This is a genomic window from uncultured Chitinophaga sp., assembly GCF_937898475.1.
Taxonomy (GTDB): Bacteria; Bacteroidota; Bacteroidia; order Chitinophagales; family Chitinophagaceae; genus Chitinophaga.
Genome location: NZ_CALEJS010000016.1, coordinates 498,364 through 517,628, shown reverse-complemented (window position 1 = coordinate 517,628; position 19,265 = coordinate 498,364). Strand labels below are relative to the sequence as shown.

Here is a 19,265-nt window from a genome sequence, read left to right as displayed (position 1 = left end):
ATTAAAATATCTATCGGATGAAACAGGCTATTAACAAAGGCGGCCTTGTATTTTCCCGCCACTTTACCCAGGAAGGAACAAGCCCTTATGATCAATTTGAGTACGAGCTGCGGTCATCGGTGATCCGCAACCCGGGTGGGGATGTGGTGTTTGAAATGAACAATGTGGAAGTGCCCGGCGCATGGTCGCAGATAGCCACTGACATACTGGCCCAGAAGTACTTCCGTAAGGCCGGCGTACCGCAGCCTGACGGCAGCCTCGGCCGTGAAACATCCGTTAAACAGGTAGTGCACCGTATGGCCAACTGCTGGCGTGTATGGGGTGAGCGCAGCCACTATTTTGCTTCTGAAAAGGATGCCCAGGTATTCTATGATGAGCTGGTGTACTGTATGTTAAACCAGGCCTGTGTGCCCAACTCCCCCCAATGGTTCAACACCGGGCTGCATGAAAGTTATGGCATTACGGGTAAGCCCCAGGGTCATTACTTTGTGAACCCGGCCACCGGCCAGGTAGAGAAGTCAACTTCCGCCTATGAGCGCCCGCAGCCACATGCCTGCTTTATCCTGAGCGTGGAAGACGACCTGGTGAATGATGGCGGTATCATGGACCTCTGGATGCGGGAAGCCCGCATCTTCAAATACGGCTCCGGCGTGGGTACCAACTTCTCCAGCATTCGCGGAGAAGGGGAAAAACTGAGCGGGGGCGGTACTTCCAGCGGGTTAATGAGCTTCCTGAAGATAGGCGACCGGGCCGCCGGCGCTATCAAATCAGGTGGTACCACCCGCCGGGCCGCCAAAATGGTGTGCCTGGACCTGGATCATCCCGAGATCATGGACTTCATCAACTGGAAGGTAGAGGAAGAAAAAAAGGTAGGGGCGCTGATCGCCGCCGGTTATTCATCAGATTATGAAGGAGAGGCCTACCGTACGGTATCCGGCCAGAACTCCAATAATTCCGTTCGTATTCCGAACAGCTTTTTCCATAAACTGGCAGCAGATGGCGAGTGGGAGCTGAAAGCCCGCACCAATGGCAAAACCATGAAGACCGTTCGCGCCAAAGACCTGTGGGACCAGATCGCTTACGCTGCCTGGCGCTGCGCAGACCCCGGTACGCAGTATGATACTACCATCAATGAGTGGCACACCTGCCCGGAAGGAGGACGCATTAACGCCTCCAACCCTTGTTCAGAATACATGTTCCTGGATAACACCGCCTGTAACCTGGCCTCTGTGAACCTGCGCCGTTTCTTTGACGAATCAAAGAACCAGTTTGATGTGCAGGGCTTTGAATATACCGTGCGCCTGTGGACAGTAGTGCTGGAAATATCCGTACACATGGCCCAGTTTCCTTCAAAAGAAGTGGCGCAGCTGAGCTATGAGTACCGTACCCTTGGACTGGGCTTTGCCAACCTGGGCTCTATGCTGATGGTAAGCGGCATTGCCTACGACAGTGAAGAAGCCAGGGGTATTGCAGGCGCCATCACTGCGATCATGACCGGAGTATCCTATAGCACTTCCGCTGAAATGGCCAGCCACCTTGGCGCTTTCCCCAGGTTCGCTGAGAACCGGGAGCACATGCTGCGGGTAATGCGCAACCACCGTGCAGCCGCTTATGATGCGGCCGATGCCTATGAAGGCATCGAAATAAAGCCCCAGGGCATCAATGCACGTTATTGCCCCGATTACCTGCTGAAAGCAGCTACCAAAGCATGGGATGATGCCGTAAAGCTGGGCGAGAAGTATGGTTACCGCAATGCACAGGCCACCGTGATAGCGCCCACCGGCACTATCGGCCTGGTAATGGACTGCGATACCACCGGCGTAGAGCCGGACTTTGCACTGGTTAAGTTCAAAAAACTGAGTGGTGGCGGCTATTTCAAGATCATTAACCAGAGTATCCCTACCGCATTAAAGAACCTGGGCTATAAACCCAATGAAATAAAAGCGATCGTTGACTATGCCAAAGGCGCCGGCAGCTTTGCAGGGGCGCCTTACATCAACCACCAGTCGCTGAGCGAAAAAGGCTTCATCGCTGAAGAGATGAAGAAGCTGGATACCGCAGTTGCTTCCTCTTTCGATATCTCTTTTGTGTTCAATGTATACACGCTGGGCGAAGAATGCCTGCAAAGACTGGGTTTCAAGCCGGAGCAGTATTTCAATATGGAGTTCAGCCTGCTGCATGAGCTGGGCTTTACCGATGAGCAGATAGAAGCCGCCAATGATTATATCTGCGGCACCATGACCGTAGAAGGTGCGCCTTACCTCAAAGCAGCGCACCTGCCTGTATTTGATTGCGCAAATAAGTGCGGCAAAAAAGGAGAGCGCTACATACACGCACATGGGCATATACGGATGATGGCAGCTACCCAGCCATTCATATCCGGTGCTATCTCCAAAACCATTAACCTGCCTAATGAGGCTACCGTAGAAGAGATAGAAGATGCCTACAAACTGAGCTGGGAGCTGGGCCTGAAAGCCTGTGCTCTGTACCGCGATGGCTCCAAACTGAGTCAGCCGCTGAGCAACAAGAGCGATAAGAAGAAAAAGGCGGAAGCCGCTGAAGAAAGCAGCGGTAAGGACACTGCGCAGATCATAGATCTGAACCAGCTGACCATTGATGAACTGCTGGAAGAGGTAAGCAAGCGTATGCAGGCGAGCCCGGATACCACACTGAAACGCCAGCTGTCCCGCATCATTGAGCGCAAAACGCTGCCGGGTAAACGCCGTGGTTTTACACAGAAAGCCAAAGTAGGCGGGCAGGCTATCTTCCTGCGCACCGGTGAATACGGAGACGGCACCCTCGGTGAGATCTTTATAGACCTGGCCAAGGAAGGATCAACGTTGCGCAGCCTGATGAACTGCTTTGCCATTGCGGTTTCAGTGGGCCTGCAGTATGGTGTGCCGCTGGAAGAGTTTGTAGATAAGTTTGTATTTACACGTTTTGAGCCGGCGGGCATGGTAGACCATCCCAATATCAAATCCGCCACATCTCTTATAGACTATATCTTCAGGGTACTGGGTTATGAGTACCTGGGAAGAACAGACCTGGTACACGTGCTGGATGCCCCCGGTAATACCGGAGAAGATGATGATATGCCAGAAACGCTCCCGCCACAATCGCAGCAGCCTTCTTTATCCAATGTACGGGTAACAGTGCTGAGCGGGAAAGGTAATACCGCTAATCCCAAGCCGGTGAAGCAACAGGCGCTGGCAACCGGAGAGAACAGCACCCAGGATTATATGCGCAGCATGCAGAGCGATGCACCCGCATGTAATACCTGCGGACATATTACCGTTCGTTCCGGTACCTGTTACAAGTGTTTGAACTGCGGAAACAGTATGGGATGCAGCTGAAAGCGTTGTCAACCAAGGCCATGTTAATGATTTGTTATTCTTGGCAGAAAATTTCAAAGAAAATTAACATGCACGTACATTTGTATTCAAATAGGGTTTTCATAGGATAGTAACAAATTGAGGGCGCCTTTCTAGGTGCCCTTACTGTTTTATATAAAGTCACCTCACCGCCACTAACCGCTTATCACCAACAGCCAGCTTTTAATTGTTTCCCATCCCTACCTCATTTGATTATTTTTAAAAAGGCGCTTCCTATTTAATTTTTTACTAATATTTCAGGCAGGTTTTTGAGCTTTTCCAAATCTTTAACATTACGCTAACATCATTATATATTTTTTATATATTTGTTATTGTATTAATTTTTATTATGGTTACTGTCCTATGAAAAACCAAATATTTCTACAAGCATGACTCTTCATGCACTGTAAATGACTCTCGAAAGCAATGGTTCATCCATTGCTTTTGTTTTTTTATCAGGGTAGTAATTCTTTGAAAAAAAAGCGGTTATCCCAGTTGCCGTTGCTATAGCTACGTTCTACCGTTTCGCCGGGGGTAAAAGATACGGGCGCTTTGAACAGGGGCCCGTCAAATACGAAGGTGTGAAACTCCCCGTTCTCCCCGCAGGGGTCTACACCAGGGGGCAGGTCTGCCAGGAACTGATCATCAATGATACGGCCGGCAAAACTTTCGTCGAGGTAGCGGGCGTTCACACAAACCACGATAGCCTTAAAGCCAGCCTGAATGATCTGCCGCAGGAGTTCACGGCTGTCCATTTTCCATATAGGAAATACGCCCTGCATGCCTACCCCTGCCAGTTGCCCCTCCCGGTACTGCCGGAGGTCTTCCAGGAAGATATCGCCGAATACAGCATGGAAGATATGTTCCTCCAGCATCTCCTCCATCTGCTGTTGCATCAGGCGGTTATAGTCTTCCATTGCCGCATTTTCGGGCAGGAAGGCCTTTTTGAGGGGAATGCCTAACTGCCTGGCCTGCTCATCGAGCAGGACTTCGCGCACACCGTGCATGGATACCCGCTGAAAGCCGGCGCTGAGGGTAGTGAACAGGTAACGGATGTCGTAAATGCCTTGCTGGCGGATGGTCCAGAGGGCAAAGCAGGCGTCTTTACCGCTGCTCCAGTTGATAAATGCCGGGATCATTTTAAGAATGGAAGGTGGTCTTTTATGTTAAATAATGTTAATAGTAAAGGTAGGGCGATTTTGTTTTTTGGGATATGTTAATTCTATTTTGTATTTTTAAAGTTGAAAAATTACCTATATGATGCCAGGCATGCCAATATTTTCTCAAAGATGTATGGATAACATGCAAGGCATTCCTGTTTCCCCAACATCAAAAAAATATCTTCACATGAGAACGCTGTTGTTCCTGCTGATGGTGATCATCGCCTCAGCCGCATCAGCATATGCCACTGATAATGATGGGCACAAGAATGAGAAATGTGAGAATCCGGAAAAGCCATCCAGTGAAAGCAAGGCTGCTGTAAAAACTACTACCGTTAAACCCAGCCGCGTAGAAGAATACGTCTGGATGCTGAGCCGTGAAGATAACAGCGCCGTAGAAGACGGCGCCCTGGAAAATGCAGTAGTAGACCTTTATAAATGGTACCTGCAGAACGAGACCAGGATCAATAGTAATGATTACCTGAAAGGGGGAGGTAAATCATTGGTATTTCCGTTTAAAGTTGATGCGAAAGCATTGCAGCAATATTTTCAGTTCATTAAGAATAATTTTCCAGGCTTGAACGAGGATGATCTTGACAAGATCAAGAAACCTGTTGCCAACCGTAAAAAATATGCCCCTGTTACAGAACGGGATGATATGGAAAACCCGATGTCCATTGCCACACCCAAGTAGTTGTTGATCGTAGACCATAAAAACCTGTTGCCTGGCATAATGCACGTAGAGTTTAGTTATAATAAGGAGGATGTATTGAATGCATTACGCTATCACTTTTTAAGACGGGGTGAGATCAAAGTCTTCCGTAATACCTTATGTATATTACTCCTGGCCACGCTGGCCGGATTCTTCTTCCGGGTGGTAACGCTGAATGCTCTTGTTGGCATAGCCGCCATGACAGCCCTGATCGCATGGGCATTCTGGTATGTATTACCCTTATCTACCTATAATAAAGCAGCTACTTTTAAAGACGAGATACGGTTGAGATATACCGAAGACGGACTGCTGATATCTACCCGGGCCAGTGATCATCAGCGGCAGTTATCCTGGAATAACTTTTCCCGCCTGGTAGAAACCCGCAAGTTCTTTTTCCTGTACCGGGATAAAAAATCCTTTCTGCTGATCCCTACCAGCGCTTTTGAAAACGAAGATGCGCGGAATAACTTCAGTAAGCTGGTGAAGGGAAAAATCAACTGATCATATACTGATCTGCTAATGCATCAGTCGAAAATAAGAAGGCCTTCCTGTTTTAGCAGGAAGGCCTTTGCAATTCAAGGTTAAAGTAGAGCCCCCAAGTGATAATTGGCTGTTTGCAATCTGCAGCATGGGCTGCTTAATAATAAACTGCTAACAGCCACTTATTGTTTATTCCACCACAATTTAACTCCTTTGGTATCGCCGCCAATGGCAGATGCTGCTGCCTGGTAGCTGGCGTTATTCTGCTGCTGCTCGCTTACCGGGTAGGTAAGGCGGTAGGGCACAAAGGTTACATTCTGATCCAGAGAGCCATCTACAGGAGCAATGAACAGGGAGTCGCCATTAGGTTTACTGAAGTTAAGCCGCAGACGTTCAAACCAACCTTGCAGGCCCTGTGGGTACAGCGCCAGCCATTTCTGTGTGCCTATTACGTTTCTCCAGTCGCCTTCGTTATAGGGCACCCGCTGCAAATAGGCATTCACAGAATCTGCATTGGTAATGCCCCAGAATTCCAGTGAAGCCCTTACACCATTCTGGTAATGGGTGGCGGCGTCACCGCCAACAACCATACCCCGCGCTGCCGCTTCAGCCAGTATAAATTCCACTTCCGGGTAGGTCATGAGTATGCCAGACATATCTGCGGCATAGATCCTGGTGCCCGGGTAGGAGTAGCCGGAGGGTGGCAGGCGGCTTGGATTGCTTTCTGAGGTACCGTAAGCCAGTCCGCGGTAAACAGTATCCAATTTTGTTGGACGTGCAAATACGGGCAAACGGGGATCGTTTACGCTGGCCATGTAATCTACCAGGGTAGACGTTACAAAGAATTCAGAGAGTTCCCTTTCAGATTCATTGTAAGGGAATTTATTGGGCGCTGCGCTCAGGTATTTGAAAACAGCACTGTCGGCATTGCTGGTCATAGCGTTTTGCCAGTTGGCTTCGATCACGCTTTTTGCTTTAGCCGGATCTGCGTCTGCCATACGAATAGCCAGGCGAAGCATTAAAGAGTGCGCCAGTTTTTTCCAGGCAGCTACATTGCCTTTAAAGATCACGTCGCCGGTGGGAAAACTTCCCTGTGCAGGATCAAGGGCAGCAGCCTGCTGTGCCAGTGTATCCAGTAAGGAGTTGTAGATCGTTTGGGCGTCATCGTATTTGGGCCTGATATTTTTCACATCCTGCAGCGCATCTGTGTAGGGGATGTTGCCGTAGGTATCTGTGAGTATCTGGTAGATCCATGCTTTCAGTATCTGCGCAATAGCGATCTGGTTAGCAGACACCGGCAGTGGGCTTTCCTGGTTCAGGCGGATGATCTCGTTCAGGTTGTGCAGCGATACGCTGTAAAGATTGTTCCAGATAGGCGCGTTGATACCTTCATCCAGCAGGTAGCGTGCATCGTTCGCTTTATCGTTACCGGTCCAGTATTGTGCATAGGCCATGGCGGTGCGCCCGTTCTGCGGGCCTGCGTATAAAATGTCCATGGCAGATTTCTCTGCACCTGTAAGGAGGTATTGCGGTTCTGTGGTGGTTGGTTTGGTAGGATCGTGATTGATGTCTTCCAGTTTTTTACAACCTGTTATTACCATGCCACCTAACAGTATATAACAACTATATTTTAAGATTCGTGTAAGCATTTCCGTTGAGTTTGTTGATTAGAATGAAATATTCAGGTTCACACCATAAGAGCGCAGTGAAGGCAATGCGCCCCCTTCAATACCCTGTATATTACCGGCAGAGTTGGTAATATTGGAAGGGTCTACATTAGGCGCATTGGAATGAATGAGCCAAAGGTTACGTCCGTACAGCGAGATACGGGCGGCTTGTGCCCTTATCTTTTTATACCATGATTCCGGAATATTATATCCTAGTTTTACTTCGCGCAGGTATACGTAGCTGGCATCATACAGGTCTGCCTTACTGATCACATTACCACCGTTCTGGTTGAAGTGATCTTTTGCCGTAATGTTCACGGTATTCTCTTTTCCATCTGCCGTTACACCCGGCACTACAATGCCATTTTCGCGGATACCGTTTTCAGCGGTCACATCCAGCAGGCCTGACTTTTTACCGTACAGGTTAGTGTAAGAGAAGAACTGTCCACCGTGCTGCATGTCTACCAGTGCAGACAGGTAGATGCCTTTATAAGAGAAAGTGTTGTTAACACCGCCTATCCAGTCAGGATTTACATTACCGATGGGCTGTATGCCGGATACCTGGTAAAAGCCCTGGTCTGTCACTACTTTCCTACCCTGCTGGTCGTATACATAATCGGTACCCAGGATGGTTCCCAAGGACTGGCCTACTAACGCCACTATGGATACTTTGTTGGTACGCCGGTCCGTAGCCAGCGAGAGTAGGTCCAGGTTGGTATTGTACTGTTCTATATTCATGTCCAGCAACTTGTTGCGGTTGCGGGCAAAGTTGGCGTTGATATCCCAGCGGAAGCCACCTTTCAGGCGGATGGGATTCAGGTTTAAGCTTACTTCCACACCCTGGTTGCGAACATTACCGCCGTTCACTACAACGGTGGTAAAGCCTGTAGCCGCAGGGATGGGTAAGGTAAGGATCTGGTCTTTGGTAGTACGGTTATAATAAGTTACATCTAAACCGATACGATTATCAAGGAACCGCAGCTCTGTACCAAATTCATACTCACGGGTACGTTCCGGTTTCAGCAGCAGGTTATTCTTGGTAGTCAGGAAATTGGTCACCGGGTCAGTGCCAAAGGGCGGTATCAGCGCATAAGCGTCATATACCTGGTATGGATCAGTATCAGCGCCCACTGCGGCAATACTACCCCTTACCTTTCCGTAATTCAGCCACTTCCATTTCAGCAGATCTGAGAAGACGAACGAAAGGGAAGCAGAAGGATAAAAATACGGGTTGTTGTCTACGTTGATGGTAGAGCTCCAGTCGCTACGGCCGGTAAGATCCAGGAACAGCAGGTTCTTATAACCGAGGGTAGCGGTTGCAAAGGCAGAATTGATCTGCTTTTCGTAGAACTGATCAAATACCTGTGCAGGCTGTACGGAGTTCAGCAGGTTATAAGTACCCGGTATGATCAGACCACCGGTTGTTTGTCCGCCGTTCACTGTCCATTTCCTGTGCAGGATATTGCCACCAATGGTAGCGTCCAGTGAGAAGTCGCCAAACTCTTTGTTAATGTCTGCTGTAAGCTGGTAGTTCATCTCACGGGAACTACGCAGGCGCTTCAGATAAGAGCCGGTAATCAGTCCGGTAGCGCCAGGTTGTTGCGCCATCCTTTCTTCTTCCGTAGAATTGTACTGGTCCATAAATACGCGGCCGCTCAACCTGAGCCAGCTGGTAACCTCGTAATCAAGTCCGCCAAAGCCGAAGAGCCTGTTGCGGGAATCCGTTTCATAGTCCTGGTAGCGGTTCCAGTACGGGCCGTTGCTGAAGGCTACGGTAGGATCATTCCAGAGTTTACGGTTCCAGGTTTTTTGAGAGCCATCCGGGAACATATAATCTTTCGCCCGTTCCATATCCAGCTGCCGCTGACCATACATGGTGAACTGCAAAGTTGGGTTAGGACCAGTAAAGCCGGTACCCGGGCGGCCTTTTGCATCTATAATGCTATAGTTGGCAGATACTACCGCGTTCAGGTTTTTGGACAGCTCATAGTTACCGTTGAAGGAAACGTTGTTCCTGGTAAGTGATGCATTGGGCAGTACGAAAGTTTGTTTCATATTACCGTAAGACAGGCGGAAGGAGCCTTTATCGCTGCTACCACCTACTGCAATGTTATTGGTGATGGTGGTCCCGGTTTTGTAGAAGTCTCTCACGTTGTTAGGCTGTGGCGCCCAGGGTGCTGTTTTACCAAAATCCGGATTGCCTTTGTCTTTATCCCATGACCAGTAATGGCGCACCTGGCGGCCATCCAGCCGGGGACCCCATGATTCATCTGCATAATATTGCGGCAGCAGGTCATAACGGCCTTTGCCATTGTTATCATCGTAGGTAGCGCTCTGTTCGTTGAGAAAAGCTTCCGGATGCTGGTTATAATACACGGTGTCAAAACCCGTATAGCCACCGCCGTATTGGTTCTGATAGTTAGGTAATTTATACACCTGGTCAATCTGCGCATTGAGGCTATAGGTAACACCGATGCCACCATCCGCATCTGTCTTTTTCTTTGTGGTGATCTGCAATACGCCATTAGCGCCGCGGCTGCCGTAGAGCGCTGTTGCAGCAGCGCCTTTCAGTACGGAGATGTTTTCAATGTCTTCCGGATTGATATCCTGTATAGGACTGCCGTAGTCATAACCGCCGCCACCGCGTTGCTGGTTGGGATCGTTGAGCACGTTATTGAGTACGGGCACACCGTCCACCACGATAAAAGCATTATTGTCTCCCAGGATGGATTTGTTACCACGGATGGTCATTTTAGTAGAACCGCCCATAGAGCCGGTGTTGGTGCTTACCTGCAGACCAGCTACTTTACCAGACAATGCATTTACGAAGTTCACTTCCTTGGCTTCCTGTACCGCATTACCGCCCACTTCCTGCAGGGCGTAGCCCACTGCTCTCGGGTTCTTTTTAATACCGAGGGCGGTCACCACCACTTCCGACAGGGTCTTCTGTCCCGAAGCAGCAGAGACAAGCGAGACCGTCAGCGGCTCTCGTCCTTTTACCGGTAAAGCCTGTTCACCAAAGGTAACGGCCGACACTACGATCGTGTCGTTGTTTGCGGCTTTGATAGAGAACTTTCCGTCTGGTCCGGACATCACCGCTTCGCCGCTTTTCTTGTTCAGCACTTTAGCGCCCGGGATCGGTGTCTGCGATGAATCCTGCACGGTTCCGGTGAGGGTGAACTTGGTAAGTTCCTGTTTGACAGTATTGGAATCGGGAGGTAAGATCAGGCCGGTATCCTGTTTAGGCTTACTGGTATCCGCGGCAGTGGTAGCCGCCTTACTGGTGTCTGTGGCCTGTTTACTGGTATCTGTTGCGGGTTTCTTTGTAGTATCAGCAACAATAACAGCAGCAGGTTTTGATGTGTCTTTTGTAACAGTAGTATCCCTTTGAACTGTTGTGTCTTTCCGTACCGGCGCAGTTGTATCCTGTTGCGCTCTGCCGGCAGTACAATAAAAGATGCAGCACAGTCCAAGCCCGGCGAGTACATGGCTTTTCATATTATGTTAGCGATTTTTGATTACACAGCTTGGTGGTGCATGCCGGGCAGCCTTTGAATATAGCGACTACAGTTACAGTTTTTTCCTCATTTCGTAGTGCGGTATGCCTACTTCCATAAATTCATCTCCGTGAATTTCGTATCCCAACTTTTCATAGAAACCTGCAGCTGTTTGACGTGCGTGCATCATCAGCTCTCTAAAGCCGTTGCTGGTTGCTTGTTGCTCTGCAAATAAGATGATGTCACGACCTATCCCCCTGCCCTGATATTCCGGGGCTACGGCCATTTGCCTTAACTGTACCGTGTTTTCGTCCACAGGCGTCAGTATACAGCATCCTGCCAGTAACTCCTGATCGTTCTCTGTCAAATAACATCCTACCAGCCAGTCGTTGATCTCCTGTTGCAGATAGGATTCGGTGAATGTAAGCCCCAATGGTTTGCGCAATACTGCATCCCGGAGGGTTACCATGTCCCGGTAAGCACAACTACCGTATTCGATTATACGAAAATGCTTCATAGCATGTGGTCAATCTAAGTACAGTATTGTGTTACAGGCTATTTGCCATTGTCCGTCAGGGGGGGTAGAACAAACATCGGGCCAGTGGGCCACTGTACGGGGTTCCGGGGTTATAAGGATACTTGCGCCCTTTATATAAGGCGTATGCTGGTGGCTATAAGCGGAGAAAAATGGATGTAGCGGCATAAAATTCCGGAGTAATAACCAAAGATAGGAAATTTCCGGAGCCACCATTTCCCGGGCAGGTAGATTTGGGGACTAAATCCGCAATGTGTGGACACTTACCGGTTCATTTTTAACGTTTCTTTTGCGAGGGGAAAGCTATATTTGACGATGCCTATTACCAAAAATAGACAGCTTTTATACGCTGGGGCACTGTTACCTTTATTCCTGTTACTGCTGGCAGGGTTGCAGCCTTTGCGCGCGCAGCAGATACAGGTGAAATTATCCGGTATGGTGGTCGATGCGGATACCAGAACCGGACTTCCTTCCGTCACGATCATCAACAAAAGAACACAAACAGGGACGGTCAGCACAGAAAGCGGCCGTTTTTTAATAGAAGCTCAGCCTGGTGATACCATTGAATTCTCCATGTTAAGTTACTATAAGAAAGAAGTGGTGGCGCCTTTGGAAAGCACCGCAATCAACGTATACATGCCTAAGAGGATCTTCGGCCTGCAGCAGGTAAACATACGGGGCCGTAATTATCACCAGGATTCACTTGCTACCCGCCGGGAATACGGCAAGTACTTCAACTATAAAAAGCCAGGCGCTGTAGATGTGCTGACAACGCTGCCCGTCAACCCCGTAACGGCGCTCACTTACCTGATGCCCAGCAAGACCCGCAAGCGGAAAGAGCATTTCCGGGAACAGCTGGTGTACTGGGAAAAAGAGAAGTTCATAGATTACCGCTATTCTCCCGAACTGGTGCAGAAAATGACGAAGCTCGAAAGCCCCGAGCTGGATTCTTTCATGCTGCACTACCGCCCGGGCTACCATTTCCTTGAAACGGCCACGGATTACGACCTGATGCTGTACATCAAGCAGTCGTTCGAAAGGTACCAGCAGGATAAGAAGGAGGAAAAACCGCATTAAGTGATGATCAATCAGACCCGCAGCTCCGCCTTTTTTCCATAGAACTTGCCTGTCTGCGCTGCTGCCTGCTCCAGTAATTCCTTCGGTGGCCGGCTGCTATCCGGGAATAACGTTATTGTTATCCCTATCTTATCATCTTCCGGGGTTCTTGCCCATAAGCCTTTAACCTGCCCGTTCACTACCAGCGGCGGACGAAAAATACCGTTAACATTGATGATCGTTTTAGTATGCGCCAGTGGCAAACTGGCCGTTCTGTCTTTATAGCCAATAATGTATTCATCAAAGCCGGGCAGCAGGTGAACCGCTGCATCGCCCTTTGCATGCCGGGTGATCGCGTTGCTGAACCAGTAGCTTTCACCGTTAACCGTTTCCTGCACAAAACGGGTTTTTACCATCTCCATGGCCCGTTTGGCATCCGTAGCAGGAAGTCCTGACCAGTTGACGAAGTCTTTTTGTGTAGCTGGCCCCCGGCTGTTAAAGTAACGTGCTGCCAGCGTGGCCATTGCTTCTTCTTTGCCCAGCGTCTTTTTGTGGGGTACCCGCTCTGCAAGCAGCGCGTAGGTTTGTTTTCCCCCGCTTGTTTTTCCACTGCAGATGATACCATCCAGCTCTGCCCGGAATAAGAGATGTGAAGAGCGGTTCTCATCTGTAGCGATCTTTGCCTGCTGCAAAGCAGCGAGTAACTCTTCGCGCAACAGGTGGCCGCCTTTTGACAACGCATTTTCGATAGTGCGGTTACTTTTTTTGAAAAGCGTTTCGGATAGTTCCAGTGCTTTGTTTCTGGATCGCTGGCCGGCAAGCAGATAAGGTGCTGTCAGTTCCAGCAACCAGTAAATATCATCTGCAGATACCAGGTGCCAGGTAGGCCGCAGCAGGTGGGTGCGCAGAATAGTGCCTTTATCAAGGGCCGTTTCCACTTTGGCAATGGTAGCGGAAGGACAGCGTACGCCCAGTGCCCATTTGGCCATGGAATGATCCTGCGCCTGCATAGCGCCCATCCAGGTAATTACATCTTTTACCGTCTTACATGTTGAAGCAGCGATCTGCTGGCTCCGCAGGCGAAGCTGGGCAATATCAGTTAAGGTCATCCGGACAAGATTGCTTGCCCTAAATTAATTAATCCTTTAACAACTCTCCTTTCAACCTTAACAGTTCTGTTTCGGCAAGTTTGGTATTGTACCTGGCCATGATCAGCCGGTTGAATGCATCCTGCAGGCTTTGCTGGGCCAGCTTCACTTCAAGGGTGGTAGATACGCCCTGGCGGAAGCGCTCCAGCGCCACCATGGCATTTTCACGCGCCAGGCCAATATTCTCTTCTTCCAGGGTAACCGCTGTTTTATAATACTCATAGCTCTTGAAAGTAGAGTCAAGGCTGAGGCTTACCCGGCTGCGGGAATTGTCCAGCCAGAGCTGCTGATAGGCTACGTTCAGTTTGGCATTCTTTACCTGACGCCTTACGTTCAGTCCGTTGAAAATAGGAATGCTTGCAGAGAATCCGTAGTTCAGCACGCCGTTCTGGTTAAAAATGGGACTGAAAGAGTTGGTGGCCGCGTTGGAATTAACCCGGTTGAAATTATAGGTAGTATTGAAAGACAGGGTCGGAAAGTAGTCGCCTTTCACTTCTTTCAGCTGCAGTTCGGAAACGGTAACCTGTTGTTGCGCAATTTTAAGAAGGGCGTTGTTGTTCATTACCTCCTGCTGCAGGGCGCCGTAGTTCAGTTCGAGGTTAATGGGGATGGAATCCTGCACATCATAGGTAGTATTGCCTGCAGCGATGGCCATGAGCTGGTTAAGCACTGCCTTACTTTGCGTAATGGCTGTTTGCTGACGCAGGTAGGCCGTTTTCTGGCCGTTATAGTCCACCTGTGACTGCAGGAGGTCTGTTTTCGGTCCCAGGCCTGTCTGGAATTTGGCGTCTGACAGTTTCACCCTTTCTTCCGAAATAGACATCTGCTCAGCCAGGTTGCGCAACTGCTGTTTTTGCTGCACGATATTATAATAGCTGCTGATGATATCAGCAATGGTATTGATGATGCGGTTCTTCAAAGCCAGCTCTCCCAGGTCGCGCATACTTTCCAGGCGTTGCCGGGTAGCAAACATCTTCAAACCGTCAAAGAGAGTCCAGTTCAGTGCAACGTTAGCCGTGTAGTTATTGCTTTTGATGCCGCTGGTATCCCGCTTGTTGCCATTGGCAAATTCCTGGTTGGTGCGGGTGGTGCTCCAGGTTCTGCCGGCGGAAGCATTAATTCGCGGCACAAAAGCAAAATTCGCATAGGCATAATCGTTAGCCAGTACGTCTGCATCGTTATGGGCCAGTCTGATGTCGTAATTATTCTTCAGCGCCAGGTCTATCGCCTGTTCAAGTGTAAGTATCTGCTGGGCCTGCGCCTGACTGGCAATACCAGTCAGCGCTAAGCACAGCAATAATAGTTTAACAGCGTTCAGTTTCATTTCAGATTTAGTTTCATGCATGGGCAGTAGCAGCATCTTGTGTTGCTTCGTGCGCTTCTTCGGCAATTGCCGCTTCGTATTCTTTATTAGGCTTTCTCCTGGAGAGGAAGCTGTACATGGCCGGAATTACAAATAAGGTCAGCACCAGGGAGAATATAATGCCTCCCACGATCACAATGCCCAGGGGGATACGGCTGGTAGCCGCAGCGCCGAGCGACATGGCAATGGGCAATGCACCCAGGGCCATGGCCAGGCTGGTCATCAGGATAGGGCGCAAACGCATGGTTGAAGCTTCTATTACCGCGCGTTTCTTCAGCATTCCCTCATCCCGTTTCTGATTGGCGAACTCCACTATCAGGATGCCGTTCTTGGTTACAAGGCCTATAAGCATGATCACCCCTATCTGGGAAAAGATATTCCAGGTTTGATTGAAGATCCACAATGACAGCAAGGCCCCTGCAAATGCCAGCGGTACCGTCAGCATAATGATGAAGGGGTCTACCCAGCTTTCAAACTGGGCGGCCAGCACCAGGTAGATCAGTAACAAAGCCAGGATCAGCGCGAAACTGGTATTAGAGCCGCTTTCTGCAAAATCTCGTGAGGAGCCGGAGAGCGCGGTGTTGAACGAGTCATGAATAACGCCTTCCTGCTTCAGCCGGTTAAATATATTGTACATGGCCTGAATACCATCGCCGATGGTTTTACCGGGCGCGAGGCTGGCGGAGACGGTGGCTGACTTATACCTGTTGAAGTGGTAGATGATCGGCGGACTGGTCTCTTCGTTAATGGTTACCAGGTTATCCAGCTGGATGGCTTCCCCGCGATTGTTGCGTACATAGATGTTCTGCAGGTCATTGGGATCGTCCCGGTTGGCGCGGAATACCTGCCCCATTACCTGGTACTGCTTACCATTACGTATAAAGTAGCCATAGCGCAGGTTACTGAGCGCCAGCTGCAGGGTTTGTGAAATATCCTCAACAGACACGCCAAGTTCGCTGGCCTTCTCACGGTTGATCTGTATACGCAGTTCCGGCTTATTGAATTTCAGATCCACGTCTATTGCCTGGAAGGTAGGATCGGCATTGGCCGCTTCTAGGAATTGCGGCAGCACGGCAGCAAGGGTATCAAAATTGATATGCTGCAATACAAAGGCAACCGGCAGGCCACCACGGCGGCCCACCTGTATGGTTTGCTGTTCTATGGCAAACACCCTTCCCTGCGGGAAGCGGTACATATTGCGGTTTACCATGTTCACGATCTCTTTCTGTGAACGCTGCCTGTCATGGGGCTCAGACAGTACCACGTTGGCAAACGCAGAGTTTACGGCGCCACCGCCGCTAAAACCGGGAGCAGTTACAGAAAGGATGATCTGTTTTTCTGGTATGGAATCGATCATGAACCCAACCAGGTTGGTAACATAGTTATCCATGTAATCGAAAGCCGTGCCTTCAGGCGCCGTAATAGAGAGACGGAACTGGCTGCGGTCTTCAACAGGAGCCAATTCTGCCTGAAGGGTACGGAACAGCAGGTAAATAAGCACCAGGCAACCGGCAATAATAACGGTGGCCATCCAACGTACCCGCATAAACTGCTGCAGGGAGCGTTTATACCCGTTCTCCATCCAGCGGAAGAAAGGTTCTGTTTTCAGGTAGAACCAGGAGTGGGTATGTGTTTTACGGCCCAGCTTTACGTTCAGTACCGGTGTAAGGGTAAGTGATACGAAGGCGGAGATCAGCACGGCGCCTGCCACCACGATCCCGAACTCCCGGAATAATTGGCCCACAAATCCCTGCAGGAAGATGATGGGCAGGAACACAAATGCCAGCGTAATGGAAGTGGCGATCACCGCAAAGAAGATCTCTTCCGAGCCTTCTTTGGCCGCCCGCATGCGGGGCATGCCTGCTTCTATCTTTTTATATATATTCTCCGTTACCACGATACCATCATCCACCACCAGGCCTGTAGCCAGTACAATGGCCAGCAGCGTGAGGATGTTGATGGTGAACCCGCATATATACATTATAAAGAATGCGCCTATGAGAGAAACCGGTATGTCTATCAGCGGACGGAAAGCCATCAGCCAGTCGCGGAAGAACAGGTATACGATCATGATCACCAGTACCAGTGCCACCACCAGGGTTTCTTCCACCTCCTCAATGGATTTCTTGATGAACCGGGTGTTGTCCATGGCGATGTTGGTCACAAAGTCCGGTGGAATATCCTTTTTGATCTGGGCATAGCGCCTGTAAAACTCATCGGCAATGGCCACGTAGTTGGAACCGGGCTGGGGGCTCAATGCCAGCGCGATCATCGGTACGGCGGATTCTTTCAGGATGGTCTCTTCATTTTCCGGGCCCAGTACCGCCTGGCCAATGTCGCGGAAATGCACCACCTTGCCGTCAACATTCTTTACGATCAGGTTATCAAATTCTTCTTCCGTATCCAGCCTGCCAAAGGTGCGTACGGTCAGTTCTGTGGCGTTGCCTGCTATTTTCCCGGAAGGGAGCTCCACGTTCTCTTTCAAAAGGGCCTGCTGCACATCTGAAGGGGTAAGGCCATAAGCCGAAAGGCGGGCCGGATCCATCCAGAGCCGCATGGCATATTTCTTTTCGCCCCAGATACGGATGGAGCTTACGCCCGGAATGGTTTGCAACCTTTCCAGCAGTACATTATTGGCATACTCGGTGATTTCCAGCTGGTTGCGGGTATTACTCTGTACCGTCATGGAAATAATGGCATCCGAGTTGGCATCTTCTTTTGTTACGACGGGTGGAGCATCCAGGTCGGGAGGCAGGTTGCGGAGGGCCTGTGAAACTTTGTCGCGCACATCATTGGTGGCCGCTTCCAGGTCTGTATTCAGTTCAAACTCTACGGTAATGCTGCTGGTTCCCTGGCTGCTGCTGCTCGAGATGTTTTTGATACCGGCAATGCCGTTGATCTGTTTTTCCAGCGGCTCGGTAATCTGGGTCTCGATAATATCAGAGTTGGCGCCTGCATAGGAAGTACGAACGTTCACTATGGGCGGGTCTATTGCCGGAAAGTCCCTTACGCCCAGGAAGGAGAATCCCACCACACCAAATATCACGATGATGATGTTCATCACAATGGCAAAAACCGGACGCTTCAGGGATAAGGATGGAAGACTCATTGTTATTGGTTTTTAAGTCCATGGTCCATGGACATGGACTAGTTTACTTTAGCATATTTTAAAGGCATACCGGCTCTCAGCTGCATGATCCCGCTGGTGATAACGGTATCTCCTACATTCAATCCACTGGTAATCTGTATGTTATTCTCATCCCGTATGCCGGTTTCCACTACTACGAATTTGGCCTTGCCGCTGTCTGCTACAATCACTCTTTTGTCTCTGGTACCCGGAATAACCGCCTGGGTAGGTATCATAATGGCTTCCGGCATATCGCGGAGGCCGATGGTCACCCTGGCAAAAGATCCGGGGAACAGTTTACCCGGGTTGGGCATGATGGCCCTGATCTTTACGGTACGTGTAGCCAGGTCTATTTTAGGGTCCATGGCGTAAATGCTGCCCTTATAGCTATTATTGTCGCCTGCCACCCGGAAGGTCACTGCATCACCCAGTTTGATGGCGGTGCGGTACTTTTCCGGTATGGAGAAATCTATTTTCAAAGGAGTTATCTGCTGTAAGGTAGTGATAACGGTGGCAGGCGATACGATGGCGCCCAGGCTGACGTTGCGCAGGCCCAGGCGTCCGCTGAAGGGAGCCCGCAGCTCTGTTTTCTGCAGCTGCGTTTTCGTGTATTCCATATCGGCGGCGTAGGCGCTAACCTGGTTGCGGGTTACATCTACATCCTGCTGGCTGATACCGTTTATCTTCAGCAGGTTTTCCTGGCGTTGCAGGGTGGTTTTAGCCAGCTGCTGCTGCAGGACCAGTTTTTGCAACTGGGCTTTCAGGTCTTCGTCATAGATCTTTACCAGCAGGTCGCCTTTAGATACGTTTACGCCTTCTTTAAAATAAAGGCCTACGATGCGGCCGGTGATTTCCGGTTTGATCTCTACTTCTTCATTACTCTGAAGAGTACCGCTGGCTTCGATGGTTTCGTCCAGCTTGGAGGTCTTGACGATATATGCATCTAAAAGCGGGGGCTTGGCTCCACCGCTGCGGCCGGCAGTAGTGGCTGGTTCTTTTCTTTTGCCGTCTGCCACCTTTTTGTACACAAGGAAAATGACTACTGCACCAATAATAGTGAACAGTATGGTTCTCAGCATCTTTTTACTGTTGGTCATGATAGTTAGTTCGCCAGGATTTTGATAACGCGGCACCCCTTTGGCGCAGGCT

The 19,265-nt window shown here is 49.8% G+C and carries 12 protein-coding genes; 4 read left to right on the top strand and 8 right to left on the bottom strand.

Features of this window, described 5'->3' with window-relative positions:
- Positions 1–17 precede the first annotated feature (17 nt).
- Positions 18–3,353 (top strand): vitamin B12-dependent ribonucleotide reductase, encoded by a 3,336-nt coding sequence (locus tag Q0577_RS11920; RefSeq protein WP_298736481.1) that lies wholly within the window; start codon positions 18–20, stop codon positions 3,351–3,353.
- A gap of 473 nt (positions 3,354–3,826) precedes the next feature.
- Here the strand turns inward: Q0577_RS11920 and Q0577_RS11915 are convergent, their stop codons facing one another.
- Positions 3,827–4,510 (bottom strand): diphthine--ammonia ligase, encoded by a 684-nt coding sequence (locus Q0577_RS11915; RefSeq protein ID WP_298736479.1) that lies wholly within the window; start codon positions 4,508–4,510, stop codon positions 3,827–3,829.
- 208 nt (positions 4,511–4,718) lie between these two features.
- Here Q0577_RS11915 and Q0577_RS11910 point away from each other — a divergent pair, with 208 nt between their 5' ends.
- Positions 4,719–5,225 carry a hypothetical protein gene (locus Q0577_RS11910; protein ID WP_298736477.1) on the top strand — a complete coding sequence of 169 codons (507 nt, stop codon included), beginning with the start codon at positions 4,719–4,721 and terminating at the stop codon, positions 5,223–5,225.
- 39 nt (positions 5,226–5,264) lie between these two features.
- On the top strand, positions 5,265–5,744 hold the full coding sequence (locus Q0577_RS11905) for a YcxB family protein (RefSeq protein WP_298736475.1): 480 nt from the start codon (positions 5,265–5,267) through the stop codon (positions 5,742–5,744).
- Between the two features lie 161 nt (positions 5,745–5,905).
- Here Q0577_RS11905 and Q0577_RS11900 read toward each other — a convergent pair whose 3' ends face one another.
- From Q0577_RS11900 to Q0577_RS11890, 3 genes are all read right to left on the bottom strand, one after another.
- Positions 5,906–7,372: a SusD/RagB family nutrient-binding outer membrane lipoprotein gene (locus Q0577_RS11900; protein ID WP_298736473.1), complete on the bottom strand. Its 1,467-nt coding sequence runs from the start codon at positions 7,370–7,372 to the stop codon at positions 5,906–5,908.
- 18 nt (positions 7,373–7,390) lie between these two features.
- Positions 7,391–10,888 (bottom strand): SusC/RagA family TonB-linked outer membrane protein, encoded by a 3,498-nt coding sequence (locus tag Q0577_RS11895; RefSeq protein WP_298736471.1) that lies wholly within the window; start codon positions 10,886–10,888, stop codon positions 7,391–7,393.
- A gap of 72 nt (positions 10,889–10,960) precedes the next feature.
- Complete coding sequence (locus tag Q0577_RS11890; RefSeq protein WP_298736470.1) at positions 10,961–11,404, bottom strand: GNAT family N-acetyltransferase; 444 nt, start codon at positions 11,402–11,404, stop codon at positions 10,961–10,963.
- A 333-nt stretch (positions 11,405–11,737) separates the two neighbouring features.
- Between Q0577_RS11890 and Q0577_RS11885 the strand changes: the two genes are divergently transcribed.
- Complete coding sequence (locus Q0577_RS11885; protein ID WP_298736468.1) at positions 11,738–12,499, top strand: carboxypeptidase-like regulatory domain-containing protein; 762 nt, start codon at positions 11,738–11,740, stop codon at positions 12,497–12,499.
- Positions 12,500–12,510: 11 nt separating this feature from the next.
- Here the strand turns inward: Q0577_RS11885 and Q0577_RS11880 are convergent, their stop codons facing one another.
- From Q0577_RS11880 to Q0577_RS11865, 4 genes are read right to left on the bottom strand one after another with little or no spacing between them, the layout of a single operon-like run.
- A complete protein-coding gene (locus Q0577_RS11880) occupies positions 12,511–13,587 on the bottom strand; it encodes a winged helix DNA-binding domain-containing protein (RefSeq protein WP_298736465.1) in 1,077 nt (358 codons plus the stop codon).
- Between the two features lie 28 nt (positions 13,588–13,615).
- The gene (locus tag Q0577_RS11875; protein WP_298736462.1) at positions 13,616–14,950 is read right to left on the bottom strand and encodes a TolC family protein; all 1,335 of its coding nucleotides are present in this window, start codon (positions 14,948–14,950) and stop codon (positions 13,616–13,618) included.
- Positions 14,951–14,963: 13 nt separating this feature from the next.
- The gene (locus tag Q0577_RS11870; protein WP_298736460.1) at positions 14,964–18,098 is read right to left on the bottom strand and encodes an efflux RND transporter permease subunit; all 3,135 of its coding nucleotides are present in this window, start codon (positions 18,096–18,098) and stop codon (positions 14,964–14,966) included.
- A 38-nt stretch (positions 18,099–18,136) separates the two neighbouring features.
- Positions 18,137–19,213, bottom strand: a complete 1,077-nt coding sequence (locus Q0577_RS11865; RefSeq protein WP_298736458.1) for an efflux RND transporter periplasmic adaptor subunit — start codon at positions 19,211–19,213, stop codon at positions 18,137–18,139.
- Positions 19,214–19,265 lie beyond the last annotated feature (52 nt).